The 23,238-nt window shown below is 59.8% G+C and carries 20 protein-coding genes, 1 tRNA gene and 1 pseudogene; 11 read left to right on the top strand and 11 right to left on the bottom strand.

All coding sequences use genetic code 11. The annotated features are described in order from the left end of the window. Positions 1-84 precede the first annotated feature (84 nt). A complete protein-coding gene (locus tag EX00_RS09330; protein WP_047456579.1) occupies positions 85-462 on the bottom strand; it encodes a VOC family protein in 378 nt (125 codons plus the stop codon). Between the two features lie 384 nt (positions 463-846). Between EX00_RS09330 and EX00_RS09325 the strand changes: the two genes are divergently transcribed. Both EX00_RS09325 and EX00_RS09320 read left to right on the top strand, forming a co-directional pair. After that, positions 847-1,239 carry a YciI family protein gene (locus tag EX00_RS09325; protein ID WP_047456577.1) on the top strand — a complete coding sequence of 131 codons (393 nt, stop codon included), beginning with the start codon at positions 847-849 and terminating at the stop codon, positions 1,237-1,239. Positions 1,240-1,271: 32 nt separating this feature from the next. Continuing rightward, positions 1,272-2,543 (top strand): RNA polymerase sigma factor, encoded by a 1,272-nt coding sequence (locus tag EX00_RS09320; protein ID WP_047456575.1) that lies wholly within the window; start codon positions 1,272-1,274, stop codon positions 2,541-2,543. Positions 2,544-2,620: 77 nt separating this feature from the next. Here the strand turns inward: EX00_RS09320 and EX00_RS09315 are convergent, their stop codons facing one another. Continuing rightward, positions 2,621-4,021, bottom strand: a complete 1,401-nt coding sequence (locus tag EX00_RS09315; RefSeq protein ID WP_047456573.1) for an MFS transporter — start codon at positions 4,019-4,021, stop codon at positions 2,621-2,623. A 121-nt stretch (positions 4,022-4,142) separates the two neighbouring features. On the opposite strand from EX00_RS09315, the gene EX00_RS09310 reads away from it, so the two are divergent. Beyond that, positions 4,143-5,138: a LysR family transcriptional regulator gene (locus EX00_RS09310; protein WP_047456571.1), complete on the top strand. Its 996-nt coding sequence runs from the start codon at positions 4,143-4,145 to the stop codon at positions 5,136-5,138. A gap of 14 nt (positions 5,139-5,152) precedes the next feature. On the opposite strand, the gene pyrE is transcribed toward EX00_RS09310, so the two are convergent. Then, a complete protein-coding gene (gene pyrE / locus EX00_RS09305; protein WP_080761223.1) occupies positions 5,153-5,668 on the bottom strand; it encodes an orotate phosphoribosyltransferase in 516 nt (171 codons plus the stop codon). A 153-nt stretch (positions 5,669-5,821) separates the two neighbouring features. On the opposite strand from pyrE, the pseudogene EX00_RS09300 reads away from it, so the two are divergent. Then, a pseudogene (locus tag EX00_RS09300) lies at positions 5,822-6,175 on the top strand (GNAT family N-acetyltransferase); the annotation flags it as partial. 23 nt (positions 6,176-6,198) lie between these two features. Here the strand turns inward: EX00_RS09300 and EX00_RS09295 are convergent. Then, a complete protein-coding gene (locus EX00_RS09295; RefSeq protein WP_047456567.1) occupies positions 6,199-7,074 on the bottom strand; it encodes a LysR family transcriptional regulator in 876 nt (291 codons plus the stop codon). 157 nt (positions 7,075-7,231) lie between these two features. On the opposite strand from EX00_RS09295, the gene ampC reads away from it, so the two are divergent. Next, on the top strand, positions 7,232-8,422 hold the full coding sequence (gene ampC, locus EX00_RS09290; protein WP_047457641.1) for a class C beta-lactamase: 1,191 nt from the start codon (positions 7,232-7,234) through the stop codon (positions 8,420-8,422). A 671-nt stretch (positions 8,423-9,093) separates the two neighbouring features. Then, entirely contained in the window at positions 9,094-9,876 is a 783-nt protein-coding gene (locus tag EX00_RS09285) for a hypothetical protein (RefSeq protein ID WP_080761222.1), read from the top strand. 816 nt (positions 9,877-10,692) lie between these two features. Here EX00_RS09285 and EX00_RS09275 read toward each other — a convergent pair. The 4 genes from EX00_RS09275 to xylF form a co-directional block, all read right to left on the bottom strand. Then, positions 10,693-10,769: transfer RNA gene (locus tag EX00_RS09275), tRNA-Arg, on the bottom strand. 167 nt (positions 10,770-10,936) lie between these two features. After that, positions 10,937-11,719, bottom strand: a complete 783-nt coding sequence (locus tag EX00_RS09270; protein ID WP_047456563.1) for an ATP-binding cassette domain-containing protein — start codon at positions 11,717-11,719, stop codon at positions 10,937-10,939. Between the two features lie 15 nt (positions 11,720-11,734). Then, positions 11,735-13,063: a sugar ABC transporter permease gene (locus EX00_RS09265; RefSeq protein ID WP_047456561.1), complete on the bottom strand. Its 1,329-nt coding sequence runs from the start codon at positions 13,061-13,063 to the stop codon at positions 11,735-11,737. Between the two features lie 291 nt (positions 13,064-13,354). After that, positions 13,355-14,395 carry a D-xylose ABC transporter substrate-binding protein gene (xylF, locus tag EX00_RS09260; protein ID WP_047456559.1) on the bottom strand — a complete coding sequence of 347 codons (1,041 nt, stop codon included), beginning with the start codon at positions 14,393-14,395 and terminating at the stop codon, positions 13,355-13,357. Between the two features lie 223 nt (positions 14,396-14,618). Between xylF and EX00_RS09255 the strand changes: the two genes are divergently transcribed. Next, positions 14,619-15,896: an ROK family transcriptional regulator gene (locus EX00_RS09255; protein ID WP_047456557.1), complete on the top strand. Its 1,278-nt coding sequence runs from the start codon at positions 14,619-14,621 to the stop codon at positions 15,894-15,896. 52 nt (positions 15,897-15,948) lie between these two features. Here the strand turns inward: EX00_RS09255 and iolG are convergent, their stop codons facing one another. After that, positions 15,949-16,941 (bottom strand): inositol 2-dehydrogenase, encoded by a 993-nt coding sequence (gene iolG / locus EX00_RS09250; RefSeq protein ID WP_047456555.1) that lies wholly within the window; start codon positions 16,939-16,941, stop codon positions 15,949-15,951. A 218-nt stretch (positions 16,942-17,159) separates the two neighbouring features. Here iolG and EX00_RS09245 point away from each other — a divergent pair, with 218 nt between their 5' ends. Then, positions 17,160-17,414, top strand: a complete 255-nt coding sequence (locus EX00_RS09245; protein WP_047456552.1) for a hypothetical protein — start codon at positions 17,160-17,162, stop codon at positions 17,412-17,414. On the opposite strand, the gene EX00_RS09240 is transcribed toward EX00_RS09245, so the two are convergent. Both EX00_RS09240 and EX00_RS09235 read right to left on the bottom strand, forming a co-directional pair. Continuing rightward, positions 17,415-17,882 (bottom strand): hypothetical protein, encoded by a 468-nt coding sequence (locus EX00_RS09240; RefSeq protein ID WP_047456550.1) that lies wholly within the window; start codon positions 17,880-17,882, stop codon positions 17,415-17,417. Between the two features lie 78 nt (positions 17,883-17,960). Further along, on the bottom strand, positions 17,961-18,968 hold the full coding sequence (locus tag EX00_RS09235; RefSeq protein ID WP_047456547.1) for a LysR family transcriptional regulator: 1,008 nt from the start codon (positions 18,966-18,968) through the stop codon (positions 17,961-17,963). Between the two features lie 274 nt (positions 18,969-19,242). Between EX00_RS09235 and chvE the strand changes: the two genes are divergently transcribed. The 3 genes from chvE to mmsB all read left to right on the top strand — a co-directional run bounded on the left by chvE (position 19,243) and on the right by mmsB (position 23,157). After that, complete coding sequence (gene chvE, locus EX00_RS09230; protein ID WP_047456545.1) at positions 19,243-20,307, top strand: multiple monosaccharide ABC transporter substrate-binding protein; 1,065 nt, start codon at positions 19,243-19,245, stop codon at positions 20,305-20,307. A 106-nt stretch (positions 20,308-20,413) separates the two neighbouring features. Further along, a complete protein-coding gene (gene mmsA / locus EX00_RS09225; RefSeq protein WP_047456544.1) occupies positions 20,414-21,949 on the top strand; it encodes a multiple monosaccharide ABC transporter ATP-binding protein in 1,536 nt (511 codons plus the stop codon). Further along, positions 21,949-23,157, top strand: a complete 1,209-nt coding sequence (mmsB, locus tag EX00_RS09220; RefSeq protein WP_047456542.1) for a multiple monosaccharide ABC transporter permease — start codon at positions 21,949-21,951, stop codon at positions 23,155-23,157. Before mmsA ends, mmsB begins: the two co-directional genes overlap by 1 nt. Positions 23,158-23,238: the final 81 nt, after the last annotated feature.

Below are 23,238 nucleotides of genomic sequence, written 5' to 3'. Positions count from 1 at the left end.
TATGGTGCGGGAATGGTGCCACGACCGAAGTTCCGCTGTTGAAAGCGGAGCGTCGATCAGATGTTGCCCGTTGTGCGGCGGTTGTTATAGGCCGGTCTGGAAATAGGCTTCGAGACGGTAGCCGTCGGGATCGATGACGAAGGCGGCATAGTAGAACTGGCTGTAGTCCGGCCGGATGCCCGGCTTGCCATTGTCTTCGCCGCCTTGCGCGAGCCCGGCGGCGTAAAAGGCGTCGACCGCTTCGCGGCTGGGTGCGACGAAGCAGAAATGCAGGCCGGAGCCGCGATCCGCCGGGACCGGATGTTCCACCTGGCTGACCCAGAATTGCGCCCGCTCCGCGCCATATCCGACCGTTCCGTCGAAATTCGTCAGCCGCTCGTAGCCGAGGGGTTCTAGCGCTGCATCGTAGAATTGCCGGGATCTTTCCAGGCTTTTGACGCCAATCGAGACATGATCGAACATGGATGCAGACTCCCGTTGCCCGCTATCGCGGCTTCATGCGTCCCGAGGCGAAGGGCAGGCGATCCCTTCAAAAGCCGAGGGCTCCAGCATTCGGTCACCATCTTGCAATGGCCGTTCGGAGTCAATCAGCAGCCGCCGGCGTCTGGCTGGATTCGAGGGCATGAGACTGCGTCCTAGATTGCCGCAATTTGGCGAGTTGCTTATCTGCGCGTGACATTGATAGGCTGGTGGCGTTGGCGGTCTTGGAGGAGTTGCCGTCTTTCGATCCCGGCCACGCTTTTTTTTACCCGCCTGTCGATTCTCGAAGGATTGCTTCGTCGTTGTATTGAGCGAGCCAATTCAGCGGCAATGACGCCAGCTGCTCGCCTCGAAGGGAATGGTCAAATGCGCTTCATGTCGATTATCACATCTGCTCACGTCGCTACGCCAACGCCGGAACTCATGGAAGCGATGGGCAAGCTTGCCGATCGTGAGATCAAGGCCGGCCGGATGATCGATACCGGCGGACTGATGCCGATGGCCACGGGTGCCCGCGTCAGCATCAAGGGCGGGAAGCTCAACGTGCTCGACGGCCCGTTCGTCGAAGCCAAGGAGGTTATCGGCGGCTACGCGATCTCCGAATTTCAGAACAAGGAAGAGGCGGTGGCGCTGGCCGTCGAGTTCATGCAGCTTCACATAGATTTCATGCCGGGCTGGGAAGGTACGTGCGAAGTTCGCCCATTCTTCACGTCCGATATGGAGGGCGCGTGCGATCCGCATGCGGCGGCAGTCGCTTGAGGCAAACGCCGAAAGAGACGGGATAGGCGGCCATGACGGCCGCCAACTCCCATCGAACGATCCTGGCTGTCTGGCGGATCGAGCAGCCGAGGCTGATCACTAGCCTGGCGAGGATGCTGCGCGATGTGCCTCTTGCCGAAGACCTGACGCAGGAGGCGCTATTGGCAGCCCTCGAACGATGGCCGGAGACCGGCGTTCCGGAAAGGCCGGGCGCATGGCTGATGGCGACCGCCAAGCGTCGCGCGCTCGATCATTTGCGCCGTCGCCAGATGCTCGATCGTAAGCATAAGATGATCGCCCTGGATATGGACGAGGAGCAGCAGGCTATGCCCGATCTGGACGCCGCCCTCGACGACGACATAGGCGATGAGCTGCTTCGCCTCGTTTTCACTGCTTCCCATCCGCTGATCTCGCGTGAGGCCCGCGTCGCATTGGCGTTACGGATGATCTGCGGCCTGACGACCGAGGAGATCGCCAGGGCTTTCCTACTGCCCGAGGCGACGATCGCCCAGCGCATCGTCCGCGCCAAGCGAACCCTTTCGGAATCGGGGCTGGCCTATGAGACACCGCGCGGGGACGAGCTTGCGCAACGGCTCGCATCCGTGCTGGAGGTCGTCTATCTGATTTTCAACGAGGGCTATACGGCTGCGCGTGGCGAGGACTGGCTGAGGCCACAGCTCTGCAATGAGGCGCTGCGCATGGGCCGCGTGCTGACCTCCGTCGCACCGAATGAGCCCGAAGCACATGCCTTGCTGGCGCTAATGGAGCTGAATGCCTCGCGCACCGCGGCACGCACGGACGCTGACGGCGAGCCGATCCTGCTGCTGGAGCAGAACCGGGCCCTGTGGGATCAATTACAGATCCGGCGAGGTCTGCGGGCACTTGCACAGGCACGCGACCTTGGAGGGGCCGGCGGCGCTTACGCATTGCAGGCGGCAATCGTCGCTTGCCACGCGGAGGCCCATACAGCCGATGAGACCAACTGGTCCCGTATCGCCGGGCTTTATGGGGAGCTGGTGGCTGTCGTGCCGTCGCCGATTGTAGAGCTCAATCGCGCGGTTGCTGTGGGCATGGTGGAGGGGCCGGAGGCTGGGCTGGCGATCATGGACCAGCTTGCTCATGAGCCGGCGCTGAAAGGGTATCATCTGGTACAGAGCGTTCGCGGCGATCTGCTTCACAAGCTTGCTCGCTTTGAGGAGGCGAGGTCCGCCTTTGAGGAAGCTGCCACGCTCGCCGGAAACCAGCGTGAGCGAGACCTGCTGAGCCGCCGCGCGGCCGAGGCGGCTGCGTTATCATCGCAATAGTATTCGTGACGGCACTGGTGGCGTCGGGACGGTCGCTCATACCCGCGCCGGATTGGCGCGGGTATGAAAGATACCGACTATTCAGCGGCCTGGTAGGCATCTGGACGCGATGTCGCCGTTCTTGGCCCTAGGGCCGCCAGCGCTATGATCGCCGTGGCGAGGATCGCAACGAAGGCGGTGCCGGCGACATAGGGGTTCCAGCCGAACTGAGGAGCCGCACTGAAGACGGCTGAGGCTGCCGCAAGCACGATGCCGCCGCCAATCTGGAAGGAAGCGAAGAGCATGCCGGAGGCCAGTCCTGATTTGTCGTCTTCGACATCGGCAAGGGCTGCCACCTGCACCGAGGGATAGGTCATGGCATAGCCGATACCGAGCAAGATCTGCGAGACCGCGACGAGCAGAATCGGATCGATATGCCCGACCGAGATCACCCAGAAGATATAGCTGATAGCCTGCAAGCCGACGCCGAGCGTCATCAGGCCAGTCGTGCCCCGGTTCTGGCCGATCGTCGCAAATCGCGGCGCCAGGAACATCACGCAGACGCCGCCGAGGGCAAAAGAGAAGCCGGTGGCGAAGGCCGACCAGCCGACGACGGTCTGGTAATAAAGCGTCGCGATGAACTGGAAGCCGACATAGGAGCCCTGGAAAAGGGCGGCGATGGCATTGGCATGGCTGAGCTTGGCGCGCCGGAACATGGCAAGTGGCACCATCGGATCGCTATGCCGGGCTTCGACGAGCAGGAAGAGCAGGATCAGGACCAGTGCTGCAACAAGCGCGCCCCAGGTGGGAAATGCCCGCCAGCCCTCGGCTGCGGCATTGGTAACGCCGAAGACGAACAGCAGCAGCCCGGGCGTGATCGTCAGCGCACCGGCCCAGTCGAAGCGGGCTTTTGATCCGGTCCGCGGGCGGTCGGCGGGCAGGACGAAGGGAGCGATCGCCAGCGTGAGGAGGGCGACAGGCGCGCCCATGACCAGCGTCGCCCGCCAGCTGAAGAGGGTTGCAGCACCACCCAGCACCATACCGAGCACGAAGCCGGCAGCGCCTGTTGAGGAGAACACGCCGAGCGCCTTGGCGCGGGCGTTGCCCTCTCCAAAGACGGAAAGCAGGAGGGCGAGAGCCGCCGGCGCGGTGAAGGCGGCGGCGATGCCCTTGATCAGTCGCGCGGCAATCAGGGTCGGGGCGCTATCGACGAAGCCGCCGGCGATGCTGGCGGCGGCGAAGACGGCGAGCGACCAGAGGAAGACGCGGCGGTGGCCGAAAAGATCGGCAACGCGGCCGCCCAGCAGCAGAAAGCCGCCATAGCCGAGCACATAGGCGCTAACGGCCCATTGCAGCGATGTCGCTTGCATGCCGAGTTCGGTCTGGATGGCGGGCAGGGCGACGCCAATGGTGGAGACATCCATGGCATCGAGAAAGTTGGCGGCGCAAAGCAGCAATAATGCCAGCCCGGCCCCACTTCGTGATTGGGAATTCGTCATCGGGATCGTTCCTTCCAATGCTGTCGCCTCTTGGGAGGTTGGTTGGCGGCAGGGAACGAGAAAATGTACAGCTTCTAATCCTATTGCAAATTGATAGTAACCATGTCAGGTATTACTGATAATGATGAATGATGCGACACTCCGAAAAATAGACCTCAATCTGCTGCTGGCCTTTTCCGTGCTGATGCAGGAACGGAATGTGAGCCGTGCCGCCGAGCGGCTGCTGCTTGGCCAGCCGGGCCTGTCCGCAGCGCTACGCCGATTGCGCGAGACGCTTGACGACGAATTGTTCGTGCGTGTCGGGCGCGGTTTGCAGCCGACGGCGCGCGCTCTGTCCATCGCTCCTGCCATTGAGGACGCGCTTTCCGGCATTGAGCGGGCCATCCGACCGCCGGCGGCTTTCGATCCTGCGAGCTGGCAGGGCGAGTTCCGCGTTGGCATGTGCGACAATCTCGAATCGGATTTTTTCGGTCCATTGGCAGCGCGGTTGCGCGGCCTTGCGCCAAATGCCCGGTTGACCGGCGTGGCTTTCGACAAGCGCGAAGCAGGGCAGCTACTGGACGAAGGGGCCTATGACTTCAGCATCTCGGTGCATGAGGAGCCGGCATCCTGGCATATTCGCGCGCCATTGTTCGATCAGGCGTCGGCCTGCATATACGACCCCCGGCATATAAGGTTGGACGCGCCGCTTGGGCTTGAGGATTTTGCGAAGGCAGACCACATTACCGTCTCCCTGGAAGGCAACATGCTGACCAATGTCGATCTCGCTCTCGCCCGTGTCGGATATCGTCGTCAGGTCGTCGCGACCGTGCCGCGTTATTCCGCCTTGCCGATGGCGCTCCGGGCCATGCCGGCTATCGCGACGATCCCGGAATCGATCGCCCGATGCATGGCGCAATTGCATAATCTGACGGTTTCGCAGCCGCCTCTCGACCTACCGGCCGATCCAGTGACGATGCTCTATCGCCGTGTCGATAAGGCCGATAGCAGGGCTGTATGGTTCCGCCGGCTCTTTGTGGAGGTGGTGGCGGATACGCTTCATGAATCCGGATGCCGCGTGGGTGTTTCCAACGCTGCCTGCTGCTACGAACAGGCGGCGTTGGCGATAGCCGTATAAGCTTGGCTGTATCCCTATCGCAATTCAGATGCCCGCAGCGCCGGAAAGACAGGGAGGCCCGGAAGTCCGGGAAGAGAGGGTTCGCCGTTCCCGCGCCAGATCGCGCAGATGACGGCGAGAATATCGGCGCCTTCGGCACGGACCAGCTTAGCCGCGTCGACGACTGCACCGCCCGTGGTGATCACATCCTCTATGAACGTGACTTTCTTGCCCTTGATATCCAGGCCTTCGACCGCCTTGCATGTGCCGTAGCTCTTTGCCTCCTTGCGGATGAAGGCCGCCGGCAGCCCGCTTTCCAGCGACATTGCGGTGGCAATCGGGACGCCGCCCAGTTCCAGGCCGGCCAAAACCTGCGTATCGCTCGGCAATAGCTGCAACATGCATCGCGCTAGGCGGCGCAGAAGAGCCGGGTCGGATTCGAATCGGTACTTGTCGAAATACTCGTTTGAGACCAGACCGGATCGCAGCGTGAAAGTTCCATGGATCCGCGTAATCGCATTGATATCAGTGCCCAGCAAGTCGTCGCTCATAACCATCTCCCAATCCTTGTTCCTGTTCGATTTACATAATCCGTGGAAGACCGCAAAGTGCCCATGACGATCATCGGGGATCAGGGGTGCTTTTCTTCACCTCCAATTGCGGCGGTGGTGCTCGTTCCCGGGAGAGGCTGGTTAGGATGATCGATGGCTGAGCGGGTTTGGCGCACAAAGCGTCTGCTTTTGCGGGTGCCGGTGGAGACGGACATCGATTTCGTCGCGGCGCTCTTTTCGCGGCAGGAACTTGTTGCGCATCGGCCAGACCCGACGCCAGATACGCGGGAGGAGAGTGGCCGACGCCTTGCGCGCGATATGGATCATTGGCGCAGCCATGGATTTGGCCGCTGGGCCGTCGAAGCGGATGGCGAGCTAATCGGGTTCGGCGGGGTCACCGTGTCGAGGGAGTTTGAGGGTCTCAACCTCTCCTATCATCTACATCCAGATAGCTGGGGCAAAGGCTATGCGACCGAGCTGGTGCGGCAGGTTCTGGACTTTGCGTTCACTGCGTAGTGCCAAGGATACCGTTACGGCTGATCTTCCATTTCCGCCATCAACCATTGGCGAAAAGCCTTCATGGAAGCGGTTTCCGCGCGTGATTTCAGTCGCGTCAGCCAATAACTGCCGGTCAGCACCGTGATTGGAAACGGCTGAACGATCCGGCCCGCTTCAATCTCCTCCGAGAACATGGCGACAGGAACGAGTGCCGCGCCCACGCCCCGCGCGGCCGCCTCCACCAACGTCAGGGACGAATCGAACATCCAGCCGCGCAGATTGGGTGGCGCTGCCCCCGCCGCCCTGAACCAGAGCGGCCATTCATCGACCCGATATGACCGCAGCAGCTCGAGATTGGCCATATCCGCCGGCGCGCGGAGATGTTGGCTTAATGCCGGCGTGCACACCGGAGAAAGGGGTGCATCCATCAGATGGATCGCCTCCGTTCCGTGCCATGCACCGTCGCCGAACCGGAGGAAGAAATCGAGGCCGTCGAGCACCATGTCGGCGCGATTGTTGTTCGTCTTGAGCCGTAGATCGACGTGGGGATGCTGAACCTTGAACGAGGAGAGGCGCGGCAAGAGCCAGCCGATCGCGAAGGTGCCGACCACGCCGACGGTCAGTATCTCGTCGAAGTTGCCTTCCTCTAGCTGGCTGAGCGTCGCGCTCATGCGCCGAAATGCATCGGTCAGCACCGGCAGCAGCGCATGTCCTTCGTCGGTCAGCGCCAGGCCGCGCGGCAGGCGCTTGAACAGGGTGATCCCCAGGACCTCCTCAAGCGCCTTGACCTGATGGCTGATGGCCGTCTGCGTAACCCGAAGCTCCATGCCGGCCCGTGTAAAGCTGCCATGCCGCGCCGAGGCTTCGAAGACGCGCAGGGCGTTCAGCGGTAGCTGCGAAATGTCCATGATCCCTCAATGCCCAAGTTTTTCTCATGTCTAAGCCCAGAATTGATCGTTTGTCGAGGTCATGGCGCGGCTGCATAGTCCGTTTTCCCTTGCTAACTGCTGGCCGTCATTCGTTGCGGATGCGGTCAATTATCTACATAAGGACATTGTTTTCGTTATGAGAAATCTCTTTCTTCCAACACTTGGAATGATCGCCGTCGCGTCTCTGTTCCATGGCACCAGCGTCTACGCTGCTGATGGCGGCGAGCAAGCCCGGCTTGAGCGCGCCGTCAACGACGCGATCCGCCCCACCATGAAGGAAAACGATATTCCGGGCGTGGCCGTGGCGGTCTCGGTCCACGGCAAGCACTATGTCTTCAACTACGGCGTCGCCTCCAGGGAGAGCGGGCAGAAGGTCACCAAGGATACGCTCTTCGAGCTCGGCTCGATCAGCAAGACCTTCACGGCAACTCTTGCATCCTATGCACAACTGCGCGGAACGCTGTCCTTTTCCGACAAGGCGAGCAAATATCTGCCCGCGCTCGCCGGAAGCAGCTTCGACAACATCAGTCTTCTCGATCTCGGCACCTATACGGCGGGCGGTCTGCCGCTGCAGTTTCCTGATGATGTGACCGGTCAGGACAAGATGATCGCCTATTACCGGAACTGGAAGCCGGCCTATGCCGCCGGCACCCATCGGCTCTATTCCAACCCCAGCATCGGCCTGTTCGGCTATCTCGCCGCCGCGAGCATGGGCGCGCCGTTCGACGATCTGATGGAAGGCAAGATCTTCCCGGGGCTCGGCCTGACCCACACCTATATCCGTGTCCCGCAGGAGCAGATGGGCAACTACGCCTATGGCTATGCGAAGGGCAACAAGCCCATCCGCGTGGGGCCGGGGCCGATGGACTCGGAAGCCTATGGCGTGAAGACGACCGCGGCCGACATGATCCACTTCCTTGAGGTGAACATGGACAGTTCGAAACTGGATGAACCGCTCCAAAGCGCGATCGCCGCGACGCATACGGGATATTACAGGATTGGCGACATGACGCAGGGGCTGGGTTGGGAAATGTATGCCTATCCCACGAGCTTAGAGCGATTGCAGGCAGGAAATTCCAACGAGATGTCCCGCAACCCCAACAAGGCGGATAAGCTCGTGCCGCCACAGCCGCCGCGCAGGGACGTGCTGCTCAACAAGACCGGCTCCACCAACGGCTTCGGCGCCTATGTCGCGTTCGTTCCCGCCAAGGGCATCGGCATCGTGATGCTGGCGAACAGGAACTATCCGATCTCCGCGCGCATCAAGGCGGCATACCGGATCTTGACGGCGCTGGACAAGGAGTCCGGCTCTACGGGCACGCGCTGACGTAGCTCTGGTGGCCCTCTTTTCAGACGCAAGCCGGCTCCGGAACATATGCCGCGAGCCGGCCGCTGTCAGTCTACGGGAGTTTTGCTATCGTCTGCGAGAAGCCGCTACCGGCGCGTTCGCCTGGGCGGCGTCCACGCTATTGAAGAGCTCTTGAATGAGCTGGGTTATACGCTCCGGGGAAGTGCCCTTGGCACGTTCTTCCTCGATCCGGCGTCTCACCAACATTTCCAAGTCTGACATATCTATCACCTCGTTTATCCGGCGCGATAGAAATGTCGCTCTCAATCAGCCGAGAGACAAGTTACAGTTTTTTCATGATTTTTAGCTGCTACGCACAATGTCGTGATCGCTGGCGAAATTTGCCCGGCTCATTTTCCGGTTCAGCGCTTTGTCTATCCTGTGAGCCGCCGCTCGTTTTCAAGCCAGCGGGCGAATTCGATTTTGAAGTGACGAGGCTTAGGTCGATGTCGCGCTGAGGTCGACATGCAGAAGATGATGTGCTGATAACGCGAAGATTGTAAATTATATCCCGTTGTTGCTGCTATGAAATTCCATTATTGGTCGAGATACTTGGAATAAGTTCGTGTTATTAAAGCAAAAAACGTCCTTGACGATGATTTGAACTTAACTTTTAATTGAATTTATTAGGGATGATGGGAGGGGATATTATGACTTCCGAAATCGCCGCTTCAACGGGTGCTCTTCAGTCGCCTGATTCCAGTGAGCCCATTGATCCTCACCAGCCTTCCCGGGACTTGTCGGAGGCGGAGATTTCGTCGCTGGTTCGGGAGATCAATCGGGACGGATATGCCGTTCTTCCGCAGTATATTTCGCCCGCCGACATGGATGACCTGCGTCAATTCGTGCGGAATGCGGTAACGGCGGCGGGCAATCGCTACACCATGCTGCGCGGTCCGGAACCCGTCGCTGAAACAGCGCTCGGGAAGCTGGCGTCGTCGCCGGCGCTCCGGCACATTTGCATGCGCGCCTATGAGATCGCGACGTCGAGACCCGCGCCGGACCAACCTTACTATCAAATCCTGCGATGCCTGACCGGCAGCACAGGCCGCAAGCATTCGATGGTGTTTCACTTCGATTCCTACGTTCTGACCGTGCTCCTTCCTATCGAGGTGCCGACTGGAAAAGACAGCGGCGAACTCATCGTCCTGCCGAATTTCCGGCACGTCAGGCGCTGGTATGCCAGCAACCTGATCGACAAGCTCCTGCTCGACAATCCGCTTACCCAGTGGGTCCTGCGCGGCATGGCAAAATCAACCCCGGATCGATTCCTTCGCATCTCCATGGTCCCGGGAAATCTCTATTTCTTCTGGGGCTATCGCTCGATCCATACGAACGCACCCTGCGACCCCGAGAAGATCAGGGCCACGGCGCTGTTTCACTATGCGGATCCGCATAGGGGGAGCAGGTTGAGGGGATGGTTGGGGCGGTAGGTTGGTGGTGGTTGGGTGGTCGGGCAATGTTTAGTTGGGAAGTAGCGCGCCGGTGAGGACAAAACTGCGCACTCTTATGTCATTGTTTGCGCTATATGATTTCGGAGACTATGTCTTGGGAGGCTGTACCTCGGCAAAAAGGTTCGGCTGACCGGAGATAAAACTATTTAACGGTGCATTCTATTCATTCGCGATTTCTAGGCATGCCAAGTTGGCGATACGAACTCCTGTTAAATGCACTGTCACCGCAATTCGGGTTGGCTACTTTGAGGTGCAACTCGCGGCGTCTTTCAAACATTGTAGCCCTATTGAATAGCTAACGCATGAACGAAGATAAATATAAGCCTGTCGGCTCAACGGTTGATACTTCATGCACTCCTTGAGAGCTGCCGGCGTCACGAGGCTCCAATGGTTCTGCAACTGCGCTTTGGAGATGCTCTCCCAATAGACGCAGATGGCTGTTTCTCGTGCTTGCTCAGATTTGACAAGCATCTTGGACGTGAGGTCGTGACAGTAATGCATCATATCGAATTCAGGGAGTGCCGGAGTTTCGGTGACAGCGGCGCTGCTCGCGCCGGCGAAAGCAGCAAAGGTTAATGCGATTATGATGAAAATTGGTTTCAATTACTGTCCTTTCGCTCTCGCAGGCTGCACGCTTTGGATGCAGATCATCCGAATTTCGATCGGATAGCAAGAGGTATAGACCACATGGAGGTTCGGTTCTTCAGGTAGAGGGAAACAAAGAGCGTTGCTTCCTATGTGCTTCTTGTACGGAAGCTTCGCCGTATAATTCTGATGCTAACTAACTGAAAATATTGGCGCACCCGACAGGATTCGAACCTGTGACCTTTGGAATCGGAATCCAACACTCTATCCAGCTGAGCTACGGGTGCATGCCTGAGGCGGGTTGACTCGCCTGTCCGATGGCAGGTTCTTAGCCTAGGAAGCGTTTGGCTTCAATGCGGAAAATGCGGGAAAGTGCAGATCGGTGCGATCAAATGAAACAAGGCCGCGAACCCTTTGGGTCGCGGCCTTGTTTATGGGGTGGCGATGTTGCGGTTCAGACCTTCATCGCGCCGGGGCCGGGGATGGCTTTGGGCGGGACCTTGCCGAGGATGATCATGCCCAGCACTTCGTCCTTGGTGACGTCTTCGGTGCGGGCGTGGCCGACGACCTGGCCGTTCTTCATCACCGAGACGCGGTCGGCGAGGTCGAAGACGTCGTGGATGTCGTGGCTGATGAGGAAGATGCCGATGCCTTCCTTCTTCAGCTGCTTGATCAGCTCGCCGACCTGCGCCGTCTCCTGCGGGCCGAGTGCCGCCGTTGGCTCGTCCATGATCAGGATGCGGGCATCGAAGAGGATGGCACGGGCGATCGCCACCGACTGGCGCTGGCCGCCCGAAAGTGCCTTCACCGGCTCCTTGAAGCGCTTGAAGTTGGGGTTGAGGCGCCCCATCACTTCGCGGGCCTTGGCTTCCATGGCGACGTCGTCGAGCGTGCCCCAGCGGGTCTGCAGTTCGCGGCCGAGATAGAGGTTGGCGGCGGCGTCGACATTATCGGCGACGGCCAGCGTCTGGTAGATCGTCTCGATGCCGTATTTCTTGGCGTCGCGCGGGGTGCGGATATCGACGGGTTCGCCGTTGATCAGGATATCGCCGCTGTCGCGCTTGTAGGCGCCGGAGAGGATCTTGATCAGCGTCGACTTGCCGGCGCCGTTGTGGCCAAGCAGGGCTACGACTTCGCCGGGGTAGAGGTCGACCGAGGCGTTGTCGACAGCGTGGATGCCGCCGAAGGAGATGGAAATGTTCTTCATTTCCACAAGCGGAGTGGTTTGATCCGTCATGGTTCAGAATTCCTTTTACTTGGCACGCGAGCGATAGACGATGTCGAGCCAGACAGCGACCACCAGGACAACGCCGACGACGACGTTCTGAATGGGCGTATCGACATTGGCGAGGCCCATGCCCGATTGTAGCGACTGCATCACCAGGGCGCCGAGCATGGCGCCGGCGACCGTGCCGCTGCCGCCTGCGAGCGACGTGCCGCCGATGACGGCGGCTGCGATGGTGAAGAGTTCGTAGGTGGTGCCCTGCGAGTTGACCGCCGAATTCAGGCGGGCGGTCGAGATCGCGGCGGCGACGGCGGCAAGAAAGCCCATCAGCGCGAAGATCTTGATGATCACCCAGCGTGTCTTGATGCCGGCAAGCTCGGCTGCTTCCGGATTACCGCCGATCGCGAAGACATAGCGGCCGAAGCGCAGGCGGGTGGCGATGAAGGTCATCACGATGCCGATGAGCACGGCGATGAGAACCGGAACCGAGATGCCATAGGGGATATCCAGGCCTGCATCCGGCCAGGTAATATTGTGTTCGGTGGCGTAGCGCTTGGCGATGCCGACCGGCCAGTTATAGCTGTTGAAGAGATAGACCGTGCCGAGCACCACGGCGGAGCCGAGGCAGCCGAGGAAATATTCCGCCCAGAGCGGACGCCGCGGAAAGCCGAAGCGCTTTCTCTGGCGGCGCGAACCGACGATGCCGGCGATGATCATCAGGCAGGCAAGCACGCCGACGACCCAGCTCCAGGTGGCGCCGATCGAGCCCGTGGCGCCGCTGCCGCCCATGATGACGAAGGTGGAGTCCATCGGCGCGACGGTCTGGCCGCTGGTGACGTACCAGGCGAGACCGCGCCAGACGAGGAGGCCGCCGAGCGTGACGATGAAGGAGGGGACATTCATGAAGGCGGTGATCGCACCCTGGAAGGCGCCGATGGCGGTGCCGATCGCCAGGCCGCAGAGGAGCGTGATGATCCAGGTCCAGGAACTGTCGAAGCCGAGATATTGCGGCAGCCATTTGGCCTGGATAACGCCCATGATCATGGCGACGAAACCGAGCAGCGAGCCGACCGAAAGGTCGATATTGCGCGTGACGATGACCAGCACCATGCCGGTGGCAAGGACCGCGATTTCGCAGGTCTGCACCGAGAGGTTCCAGAGGTTTCTGGCCGTCAGGAATTCGCGGCCATCGAAGACCCTCAGATAAAGATCGAAGCCGATCCAGATGATCAGCAGCGCTCCGATCATGCCGAGCAGGCGGGTATCGATTTCGGTGGCGCGCAGGAAGCGGGTGATTGCGCCGGCATCTGCGTTCCGGGGCCCGCTCGATGTGGTGGACTGTGTCATGTCGGCCATCGCTTTGCCGTTCTCCCTCTATTGGGCGCGGCCTGCGATGCATTCTGGGCTATCGCTGGCAACCGCGCCAATCTCAAAAAATGCGTCATCGCCTGTCCTGCCGGTCTTCGTCCGGCCCCATGACCGCCATGCGGCAAATCAACGGGCTATGCGATGGCGCAGCACGCTGCGGGAAGCTCTGTCTCCAACTGCAAGGAAGAGTTGTCGGCCTCTAATCCGCATTCGACGCCGCAACGGAAAGCCGTTGCGGCGTCGATAGTGTCGTTGGATCGACCGTCCAAGGGTCGTCGTTTACTTGCAGGCTGCGACAGCGCCGGCCTTGACGCCCTGGCAAGCTTCAGCCTTGGAGATCCAGCCGGCGTCGACGACGACGTTCAGATTGTCCTTGGTGATGGCGACCGGGGTCAGGAAGACAGACTTCATGGCAACATGCTTCGGGCCGCCGCTGAAGGTCTGGACGCCGTCGATCTGGTCCTGGGTCTTGCCGCCGGCAAGAGAAAGGGCGATTTCAGCGGCGCGCTTGCCGAGTTCACGCGAGTCTTTCCAGATGGAAACGGTCTGCGTGCCGAGGGCGATACGGTTGAGCGCTGCCTTGTCGGCGTCCTGGCCGGAAACCGGAACGGAACCGGCGAGGCCCTGGGCATCGAGAGCGGCAACGGCGCCACCGGCGGTGCCGTCGTTGGAGGCGACGACCGCGTCAACCTTGTTGTTGTTGGCGGTCAGGAACTGCTCCATGTTGCGCTGCGCGTTCTGCGGCAGCCAGCCGTCGGTGTAAGCTTCGCCGACATTCTTGATCTTGCCGGCGTCGATGGCGGACTTCAGCACTTCGATCTGGCCGGAGAAGAGGAAGTCGGCGTTCGGGTCGGAAGACGAGCCCTTGATGAACACGTAGTTGCCTTCCGGCTTGGCCTTCAGGACTTCGCGAGCCTGCATGCGGCCCACTTCCTTGTTGTCGAAGGTGATGTAGAAGGCAGCCGGATTTTCGATCAGGCGGTCGTAGCCGACAACCGGAATGCCTTCGTCGGCAGCCTTTTCGACGGCCGGACCGATGGCGTCGGAATCCTGGGCGAGAATGATCAGCGCGTTGGCGCCCTGGGAAATCAGGGATTCAACGTCGGTCAGCTGCTTGGAAGCGGAAGACTGGGCGTCAGCGGAAATATACTTGGCGCCGACTGCCGCGAGCGCCTTCTTGATGGCGGCTTCGTCGGTCTTCCAACGCTCTTCCTGGAAGTTCGACCAGGAAACGCCAACGACGAGATCCTTGGCGAAGGCTGCCGTCTGCATGGTCAAAACGATGGCTGCGCCCGCAGCCAGCTTGATAAAAGCTTTCATATTACCCTCCCGAGTGAATGCGACCGCACGTATCCTGAAACTCCCGTCGGCCGCCGCGATAACGCTGACGAGAAAGGTTCTGATTTTTTTCTCGACAGTCGAGAAATTTAGTGTCAGAGAAATTTTCAACTGTCAACACCCGCACCGCCAGGTTTAACCGGCCGATGAACAAGAGCCATCTGGAGGTGCGGACAGGAGGGTGGAATGAGGGGGAGGCTTGTTGATGCTGGCCAAATCGAGCACCGAATTGGTCCGTCAGAAGAACAGTGTTCTGGTGCTGGCGGCGCTGCGCCGCCACGGTCCCCTTGCTCATACCGAACTCTCTGATTTCACGAAGCTTTCATCCGCGACCGTATCGGTCATCACCGCCGATCTGGAGCGGGCGCAGATTATCGAGAAGGCGGAGCAGCAGGCCGCCAGCGGCCGCGGTCGTCCGCGCGTGCAGTTCTCGCAGCGGCGCGATTGCGGCTACCTCATCGTCGTCATTATTTCGTCCGATGCCGTGCAATATTCGCTTGTGGATTATGCCGGCCGGTTGATGGATCGTTTCACAGAGGAGAGACCGCAGGATGTCTCCGGCGTCGGCTCGTTTGTGACCGGTTTGCGGAGTGCGCTGGACCGTATCGTTACCCGTTCGCGATTGTCGCGCGACAAGGTTCTGATGATTTCGATCAGCAGCAAGGGACTGGTCGATGCCTCCGATCCGATCCTGCGCTGGTCGCCGATTTTCGGGCGGGAAGAGATCGATTTTGCCGCGGTGCTGCGCGAGGATTGGTCGGCGAAGATCATCCTCGGCAATGAGACGTTGCTGGTGGCGGCCGCCGTCGGCCGGCAGGAAGAGAATGAGAAGGGGGCCGGTTTCCGGGCGCTTGCCGCCCTGTCACTCGGCCACAGCATCGGCCTCGGCATCGTGCGCCGCAGCGAGGAGGGCGGTCATCAGATATCGGCGCCGAATTTCGGTCATATGCTGCATCTGCCGGGAGGCGGCCTTTGTCGCTGTGGATCGCGGGGCTGCATCGAGGCCTATGCCGGCTTCTACGCGATCCTGCGCTCGGCTTTCGATGTGCCGCTCGACACGATCCCGGCGAAATTCGTGCCGGTCGCGGAATTGGATAAGATCGCTCTAAGCGCCCGGCAGGGCAACCGCAGGAATATCCTTGCCTTTCGCCAGGCGGGGCTGGCGCTCGGCAACGGCCTGTCGCGCGTGCTCAGCCTGCATGAGAGCATGCCGATTGCCATCACCGGCCCCGGCGCGCGCTATTACGACCTGCTGCTGGAGGGGATAACGGAAGGGCTGGCGGACTCGCATGTCGTGCGCATGGAGGGCATGCCGGAGTTGCGGGTTCTTGCCGACGAGCCGACGCTGGTGTTCGAGGGGCATTTGAACCGCGCGCTGACGATCATGGACAGCGATATGGTGAAGGCGGGCGTCGTGGCTCCTGAAACCAGTAATTCTGCCGCCGACCCATCAGCGGTCGGCGAAGTGACGCGGGCAAACTGAAATGGCCGGGCGATAACCCGGCCATTCTGATTCTGATGATGCTGGATAGGCCTTAATCGACCTTCACCAGTTTCCCGTCCTTGACGGACTGCAGCGCCGCGTCGGCAAGCTTGAGGGCTGCGAGGCCGTCGGCGCCCGATGGCGTGATCGTGGCGCCCTTTTCGATCGCAGCGATAAAGCTGGCGATTTCGTTGGCGTAGGCTTCGGTGTAGCGGGTCATGAAGAAGTCATGCAGGGGCGGGCGGGTATAGCCTTCGCCGTTGGCGACTTCGATCGAGAAGGGCCGCTGGTTTTCGGCGGCGACCATGCCTTTCGAGCCGTGGATCTCGATGCGCTGGTCGTAACCATAGGTGGCGCGGCGGGAGTTGGAGATGATCGCCTGCTTGCCGGATGCGGTCTGTAGGATGACGGAGACGCTGTCGTAATCGCCAGCCTCGCCGATCTCCTTGTCGACCAGGACGGCAGCGGTGGCCGTGACGGCAACCGGCTCTTCGCCGAGGAGGAAGCGGGCCATGTCGAAATCATGGATGGTCATGTCGCGGAAAATACCGCCCGAACGCTTGATATAGTCGACCGGCGGCGCGCCGGGGTCACGCGAGGTGATCGTTATCATCTCGACCGCGCCGATACGGCCCTCGTCGATGGCCTTTTTGACGGCCATGAAATGCGGGTCGAAGCGGCGGTTGAAGCCGACCATCAGCTTGCCCTTCACCTCGTCGACCACCTTGATGCAGGCCTTGACGCGGGCGACGTCGAGATCGACGGGCTTTTCGCAGAAGATCGCCTTGCCGGCGCGAGCGAAGCGCTCGATCAGATCGGCATGGGTGTCGGTCGGCGTGCAGATCACGACGGCGTCGATGTCCTTTGCGGCCTCGATCGCCTCGATGGTACGCACTTCGCAGCCATAGGCGGCGGCAATGGCGTCCGCAGCGGCTGGAAAGGCATCCGCCACCGCGACGAGCTTGGCGTTGGCATCGCCGCTCACGGCTTTCGCATGCACCTTGCCGATGCGTCCGGCGCCGAGAAGACCAAATCTGACAGTCATTTTTACCTCCCTGATTTCGGAACAAATGAACCGAATAAAAATCAATATGGAATTTTCATTCCATCTTCCGAACGCGACGTCAAGCCGCCAGCGTTTCACAATTTTAAAATTCACATTGCGAAAACGGCTTATCTTTGGACAGGCTTTTTCGAAACTGCTTCACAGTTTTAGAGATCATGCGCTAAAGACAGGATCTCTCCAACAGGCGAACGAAGCTCATGAAACTGATCGATCCCAGCCATCCCGTTTACAAGCCGCTCTGGGTGCGGGTTCTGATCGTTGCCGTCTGCCTTGGCTGGGCGACGATCGAGGCGTTTGGTCCGGAGCCGTTCTGGGCCGTTATCGTCGGCGGGCTTGGGGCCTACAGCGCCTGGATGCTGCTCTTGAACTTCAATCCGCAGCCGCCCGAGGCGGAAAAGACCGTTGTGAACGATCAAGATGAAGACGAAGAGCCGGCGGACGAGAAGAAATAGCTACCGCGCCAGACGCCGCAGGGCCTCGTCGATCAGTTGATTGGCGATCATCATGCGCATGGTCGCCTGTTCGCGAAAGGGCGGGGCGACGCTGTCGGGATGATTGGCCTTGGCGAAGGCCCTGCGCTTTTCGTGGAGAGATTGTAGCGTGCTTTGCGGGGAGATCGCTAGTTCTGCGGTCACCTCTTCCCTGGAGGTCCGCGACAGATAATCCGGCATCACTTGGGGCTCCGGTTCCCTTGGTTCGGGCTCAGGCAGCGGATCGGGCGAGGGGATTTCATGGCCGAGATTGTCGATATAGGCGTCGTCGGGGCGAGAGGACGCAGCCGGCTCGCCCCCGAGAACGGTCGCCACAAAGCTCACATTGAGACCGCGGATGCGATGCGCCGTCTCATCCTTCGTCGCTTTGTCATCTTCCGTCTCGAGACGATCGAGGACGGATTGAAACAGTGATTGCCCGAATAACATGCCTGCCTCCAGAGGAACTCAGGATAGCCGCCCAAGTTGGCGTGGAGCTTATGGCTGGCTGCTGATCATGGACGAGGCTTATGCCAGAAGGAGGTTCCGGCTTTCCTCCAGGATCATGTCGTGCAGCAACCGGGCGCTCGGCGGCATGGCGCGTTCGCGGGCGGTGATCAGGCTGTAGGGCTTTACCTCAAGCTCGAAGTCGATCGGCAGGATGCAGGATTCGCCCGCTTTCGATGATTGTCCGCAGATGAATTGCGCCATGTCGAGCGCGATCGGGGCGATGGCGTCCGTCTTGCAGACGACGGCGAGCGTCAGCAGCAGCGAGGAGGTGTTGACGATATTTTCCGGCAGGGGCACGCCGGCGGTGATGAAGATATCCTCCACCTTGCGCCGGAGCATCGTGCCGGGCGGCTGAAAGACCCAATCATAGCCGGGCAGGTCCTCAAGACTGGCGACTCCTTTCTCCAATAGCGGATGCCCATGACGGACCACGAGACAGGCTTTCTCTACGCCGATCTCATGGGAGGTGAACAGGCGTGGGTTGAGCTCGTCCGGAATGCGGCTGATGATGAAGTCATGGCGGGCGGCGAGGAGCTCGCGCGCCAGCACGTTGCTGTTTTCCACCTCGATATTGATTTCGATGCCGGGATAGGCGCGCGTCACGCGTTGGATCGCCGGCACGACGAGGCTGATTGCTGGGGCCGTGACGGCGCCCAGAAAGACGGAGCCGCCCTTGCCGGTTCTGAGCTCGCCGATCTCCCGGCTCGCCTCGCGCAGTTCGAGCAGGATCTTGCGCGCTCGCTTGGCCAGCGCCAGGCCGAAAGGCGTCAGGACAACGCCGCGCGCGACGCGTTCGTAAAGCGGACTTTTGACAATCGACTCCATTTCGGAGAGCATGCGCGAAGCCGCAGGTTGTGACATGTTCATGGACTCGGCGGCGGCGGAAATTTGTCCATGATCCTCGATCGTCACGATCATGCGCAGGTGATTGAGCTTCAAACCAGCCCTGAGCAGGGTGTCGTCGCGAAAACTGTCCGAGTGAATCTCGATGCCTTCGCTCGAATAATCGTTATATATTTTCTCCATGGCCGCCAATTTTCCCTTTCGCTGGCAAAAAAGTACTATTTTTTAACATTATACCGAATTGGGTATATGTTTTGCCAGTTATTCTATTTGACAGTTATACGAAATCGTACGAATTTGCCCAGCGTGCGCCGGGTGCAGCTCATGCACGTGAGAGCGTGGAGGAGTTCTACTTCGTTTCTCACAACCAGAAGTAAACCGTTCCTTCTACGGAACCTGCCGCAGTTTCGGGCGGGCATTTTTTGTCCGCCGCATTATTAAAACAAGGGAGAGAGTAATGAAGTCCATTATCTCATTGACGGCGGCTGCTGCGATCAGCGTCGCTATGTTGGTGGCGCCTGCCTTCGCGGCAGACAAGGGCACCGTTGGTATCGCCATGCCGACCAAGGCTTCGGCCCGCTGGATCGATGACGGCAACAACATCGTCAAGCAGCTCCAGGCTGCTGGCTACGGCACCGACCTTCAGTATGGCGACGACGATATTCCGAACCAGCTTTCGCAGGTCGAGAACATGGTCACCAAGGGTGACAAGGTTCTCGTTATCGCTGCGATCGATGGCACGACGCTGTCCGACGTTCTGCAGAAGGCTCATGATGCCGGTATCAAGGTCATCGCTTATGACCGCCTGATCCGCAACAGCGGCAATGTCGACTATTATGCCACGTTCGACAACTTCAAGGTTGGCGTTCTTCAGGCTGGCTCGATCGTTGATGGCCTCGGCCTCAAGGACGGCAAAGGCCCGTTCAACATCGAACTCTTCGGCGGTTCGCCGGACGACAACAACGCCTTCTTCTTCTATGACGGCGCAATGTCTGTCCTCAAGCCTTACATCGACAGCGGCAAGCTGGTCGTGAAGTCCGGCCAGCAGGGCATGGACAAGGTCGGCACGCTGCGTTGGGATCCGGCAACGGCTCAGGCCCGCATGGACAACCTGCTTTCGGCTTACTACACCGATGCGCATGTCGATGCCGTTCTGTCTCCTTATGACGGTCTCTCCATCGGCATCCTGTCTTCGCTCAAGGGCGTCGGCTACGGCACCGGCGACCAGAAGCTCCCGATCGTTACCGGCCAGGACTCCGAAATTCCGTCGGTCAAGTCCATCATCGCTGGCGAGCAGCACTCCACGATCTTCAAGGACACCCGTGACCTCGCAAAGGTTACCGTCGACATGGTCAACGCTCTGATGGAAGGCAAGACGCCAGAAGTCACCGACACCAAGACCTACGACAACGGTGTCAAGGTTGTTCCGTCCTACCTGCTGACCCCGGTCGCAGTGGACAAGACCAACTATGAGAAGGTTCTCGTCGAGGGCGGCTACTACAAGGCCGACCAGCTGAAGTAGTCTTTTCGATTTACCCATCAGGGCCCGCCGCAAGACGGGCCCTGACTCTGATATTTAAGACGGTCGCCCGGTCTGTTATGTTCGGCTGCGGCGTTGGATACGAAAAATGGACAATACAATCCTCGAAATGCGGACCATCACCAAATCGTTCCCCGGTGTGAACGCTTTGGAAAATGTTAATCTGAAGGTCCGTCAGGGCGAGATCCACGCTTTGGTGGGCGAAAACGGGGCCGGCAAGTCCACCCTGATGAAGGTGCTCTCGGGCGTCTATCCGGCCGGCAGCTATGACGGCGATATCTATTATGACGGCCAGGTGCGTCAGTTCAAGACCATCAAGGACTCCGAAGAGATCGGCATCATCATCATCCACCAGGAGCTGGCGCTCGTGCCGCTCCTGTCGATTGCCGAAAACATCTTCCTCGGCAACGAGGTTGCCGCCAAGGGCGTCATCAACTGGCAGGATACTTTCAACCGCACCAAGCAGCTTCTCGCAAAGGTCGGCCTCAAGGAATCTCCGAGCACGCTTGTGACCGACATCGGCGTCGGCAAGCAGCAGCTTGTCGAGATTGCAAAGGCCCTGTCGAAGAGCGTGAAGCTTCTGATCCTCGACGAACCGACCGCTTCGCTCAACGAAAGCGACTCGGACGCGCTGCTCAATCTCCTGATGGAGTTCCGCAATCAGGGCATCACCTCGATCATCATCACGCACAAGCTCAACGAAGTGCGCAAGGTGGCCGACGAGATTACGGTGCTGCGCGACGGTATGGCGGTGAAGACGCTGAACTGTCACGAGGAAGAAATCAGCGAAGACATCATCATCCGCAACATGGTCGGCCGCGAGCTTGCGGACCGCTACCCTCCGCGTTCTGTGCCGATCGGCGAGACGGTTCTCGAGGTCAAGAGCTGGAATGCCTTCCATCAGCAGCACCGCGACCGCCAGGTGCTGCACGACATCAATGTCAACGTCCGCAGGGGCGAAGTGGTCGGCATCGCCGGCCTGATGGGCGCCGGCCGTACTGAATTCGCCATGAGCGTCTTCGGCAAGTCCTATGGCCACAAGATCAGCGGCGAGGTGTTTATCGATGGCAAGCCGGTGGATGTCAGCACGGTGCGCCGCGCCATCGACGCCGGGCTCGCCTACGTTACCGAAGACCGCAAGCAGCTCGGCCTGGTGCTGACCGAAAGCATTCTGCACAACACGACGCTCGCCAATCTCATGGGCGTTTCCAAGGCGACGGTCATCGACGATGTCCGCGAGCTTCAGGTTGCCACCAATTTCCGCTCGAAGCTGCGTATCCGCTCTTCGGGCGTATTTCAGGAGGCGGTCAACCTTTCCGGCGGCAACCAGCAGAAGGTTGTTCTGTCGAAATGGCTGTTCTCCGATCCGGAGGTGCTTATCCTCGACGAGCCGACGCGAGGCATCGACGTCGGCGCTAAATACGAAATCTATTCCATCATCAACCAGCTTGCCGCCGACGGGAAAGGCGTTCTGATGATCTCATCGGAAATGCCCGAACTCCTCGGCACCTGCGATCGCATCTATGTCATGAACGAAGGCCGGATCGTCGCTGAATTGCCGAAGGGAGAGGCGAGCCAGGAAACCATCATGCGCGCTATCATGCGTTCAGGGGAGAAGCACTAATGACTACGGCCAGCCCAACCAAAGAAGGCCCCAGCGTCGTCTCGATCGGCGACTATATCCGCAATAATATCCGCGAATACGGCATGCTGATCGCGCTTGTCGCCATTATGCTCTTCTTCCAAATCGTTACCGGCGGCGTTCTGTTCAGGCCGCTGAACCTGACCAATCTCGTGCTGCAGAATTCGTTCATCGTCGTGATGGCGCTCGGCATGTTGCTGATCATCGTGGCAGGCCATATCGACCTCTCGGTCGGTTCCGTCGTCGGTTTCATCGGCGCGGTCGCCGCCGTCCTTGTCGTGCAATGGCATATGAACCTGGTTCTTGCGACGATTATCTGCCTGGCGATGGGTGCCCTTGTCGGTGCCTGGCATGGCTATTTCGTCGCGTATCACCGCATTCCGTCGTTCATCGTGACCCTTTCGGGCATGCTGGTGTTTCGCGGATTGACCTATGCGATCATCAACATGACCGGCAGCGGCAGCAGCATCGGTCCGTTCCCGCCGGCTTTCCAGATCATGGCGACCGGCTTCGTTCCGGACTTTTTCGACGTCGCCGGTATCCATGGAACATCGATCCTTCTGACCGTCGCCATACCGATTGTGATGTTCTTCCTTTCCTGGCGTCGTCGTCAGGTGAATGAAAAACACGGTATCGATGTCGAGCCGATGGGCTTTTTCCTTGGGCAGAATCTGCTGCTTTTTGCAGCGACCCTGTTCCTCGGATATCAGATTTCGTCGGCCAAGGGCCTGCCCAACGTCTTGATCGTCATGCTGGTGCTGATCGCAATCTATGCCTTCGTGACCCAGCGCACCACGATCGGCCGCCGCATTTATGCGATGGGTGGCAACGAGAAGGCGACCAAGCTCTCCGGTATTGATACCCGGCGTCTGACCTTCTACACCTTCGTGAACATGGGCATGCTTGCCAGCATCGCCGGCATCATCGTTGCGACACGTCTGAATTCAGCGACCGCCAAGGGCGGCGATGGCTTGGAACTCGACGTTATCGCGGCCTGTTTCATTGGTGGCGCTTCCGCTTCAGGCGGCGTCGGCAAGGTGACCGGCGCGGTGATCGGCGCCCTGATCATGGGTGTTCTGAACCAGGGCATGTCGATCCTCGGCTACCAGACGGATTCGCAGAAGATGATCAAGGGCGCGGTGCTTCTCACTGCCGTCTTCATCGATGTCTATAACAAGAACAAGGGCTGATCGCTAAAGCGCTTAGCCGACGATCAAAACCAAATCCATGACAGAGTCCGGCTCTCGCTGAGAGCCGGAGCGGTGGAATGC

This window comes from Martinezella rhizogenes (assembly GCF_000799715.1).
Lineage (GTDB): Bacteria > Pseudomonadota > Alphaproteobacteria > Rhizobiales > Rhizobiaceae > Rhizobium > Rhizobium rhizogenes_C.
Note: the sequence above shows the minus strand (reverse complement) of the source record. Positions and strands in the feature narration are given on the sequence as shown.

Coding starts and splice junctions, on each gene's coding strand:
- chvE (WP_047456545.1), top strand. CDS start 19,243: ATGAAGTCCATTATCTCATTGACGGCGGCTGCTGCGATCAGCGTCGCT.
- EX00_RS09255 (WP_047456557.1), top strand. CDS start 14,619: ATGCTGGCCAAATCGAGCACCGAATTGGTCCGTCAGAAGAACAGTGTT.
- EX00_RS09315 (WP_047456573.1), bottom strand. CDS start 4,021: ATGACGAATTCCCAATCACGAAGTGGGGCCGGGCTGGCATTATTGCTG.
- xylF (WP_047456559.1), bottom strand. CDS start 14,395: ATGAAAGCTTTTATCAAGCTGGCTGCGGGCGCAGCCATCGTTTTGACC.
- EX00_RS09320 (WP_047456575.1), top strand. CDS start 1,272: ATGACGGCCGCCAACTCCCATCGAACGATCCTGGCTGTCTGGCGGATC.
- EX00_RS09245 (WP_047456552.1), top strand. CDS start 17,160: ATGAAACTGATCGATCCCAGCCATCCCGTTTACAAGCCGCTCTGGGTG.
- EX00_RS09330 (WP_047456579.1), bottom strand. CDS start 462: ATGTTCGATCATGTCTCGATTGGCGTCAAAAGCCTGGAAAGATCCCGG.
- EX00_RS09270 (WP_047456563.1), bottom strand. CDS start 11,719: ATGACGGATCAAACCACTCCGCTTGTGGAAATGAAGAACATTTCCATC.
- mmsA (WP_047456544.1), top strand. CDS start 20,414: ATGGACAATACAATCCTCGAAATGCGGACCATCACCAAATCGTTCCCC.
- mmsB (WP_047456542.1), top strand. CDS start 21,949: ATGACTACGGCCAGCCCAACCAAAGAAGGCCCCAGCGTCGTCTCGATC.
- EX00_RS09325 (WP_047456577.1), top strand. CDS start 847: ATGCGCTTCATGTCGATTATCACATCTGCTCACGTCGCTACGCCAACG.
- EX00_RS09285 (WP_080761222.1), top strand. CDS start 9,094: ATGACTTCCGAAATCGCCGCTTCAACGGGTGCTCTTCAGTCGCCTGAT.
- EX00_RS09240 (WP_047456550.1), bottom strand. CDS start 17,882: ATGTTATTCGGGCAATCACTGTTTCAATCCGTCCTCGATCGTCTCGAG.
- EX00_RS09310 (WP_047456571.1), top strand. CDS start 4,143: ATGATGAATGATGCGACACTCCGAAAAATAGACCTCAATCTGCTGCTG.
- EX00_RS09235 (WP_047456547.1), bottom strand. CDS start 18,968: ATGGAGAAAATATATAACGATTATTCGAGCGAAGGCATCGAGATTCAC.
- ampC (WP_047457641.1), top strand. CDS start 7,232: ATGAGAAATCTCTTTCTTCCAACACTTGGAATGATCGCCGTCGCGTCT.
- EX00_RS09295 (WP_047456567.1), bottom strand. CDS start 7,074: ATGGACATTTCGCAGCTACCGCTGAACGCCCTGCGCGTCTTCGAAGCC.
- pyrE (WP_080761223.1), bottom strand. CDS start 5,668: ATGAGCGACGACTTGCTGGGCACTGATATCAATGCGATTACGCGGATC.
- iolG (WP_047456555.1), bottom strand. CDS start 16,941: ATGACTGTCAGATTTGGTCTTCTCGGCGCCGGACGCATCGGCAAGGTG.
- EX00_RS09265 (WP_047456561.1), bottom strand. CDS start 13,063: ATGGCCGACATGACACAGTCCACCACATCGAGCGGGCCCCGGAACGCA.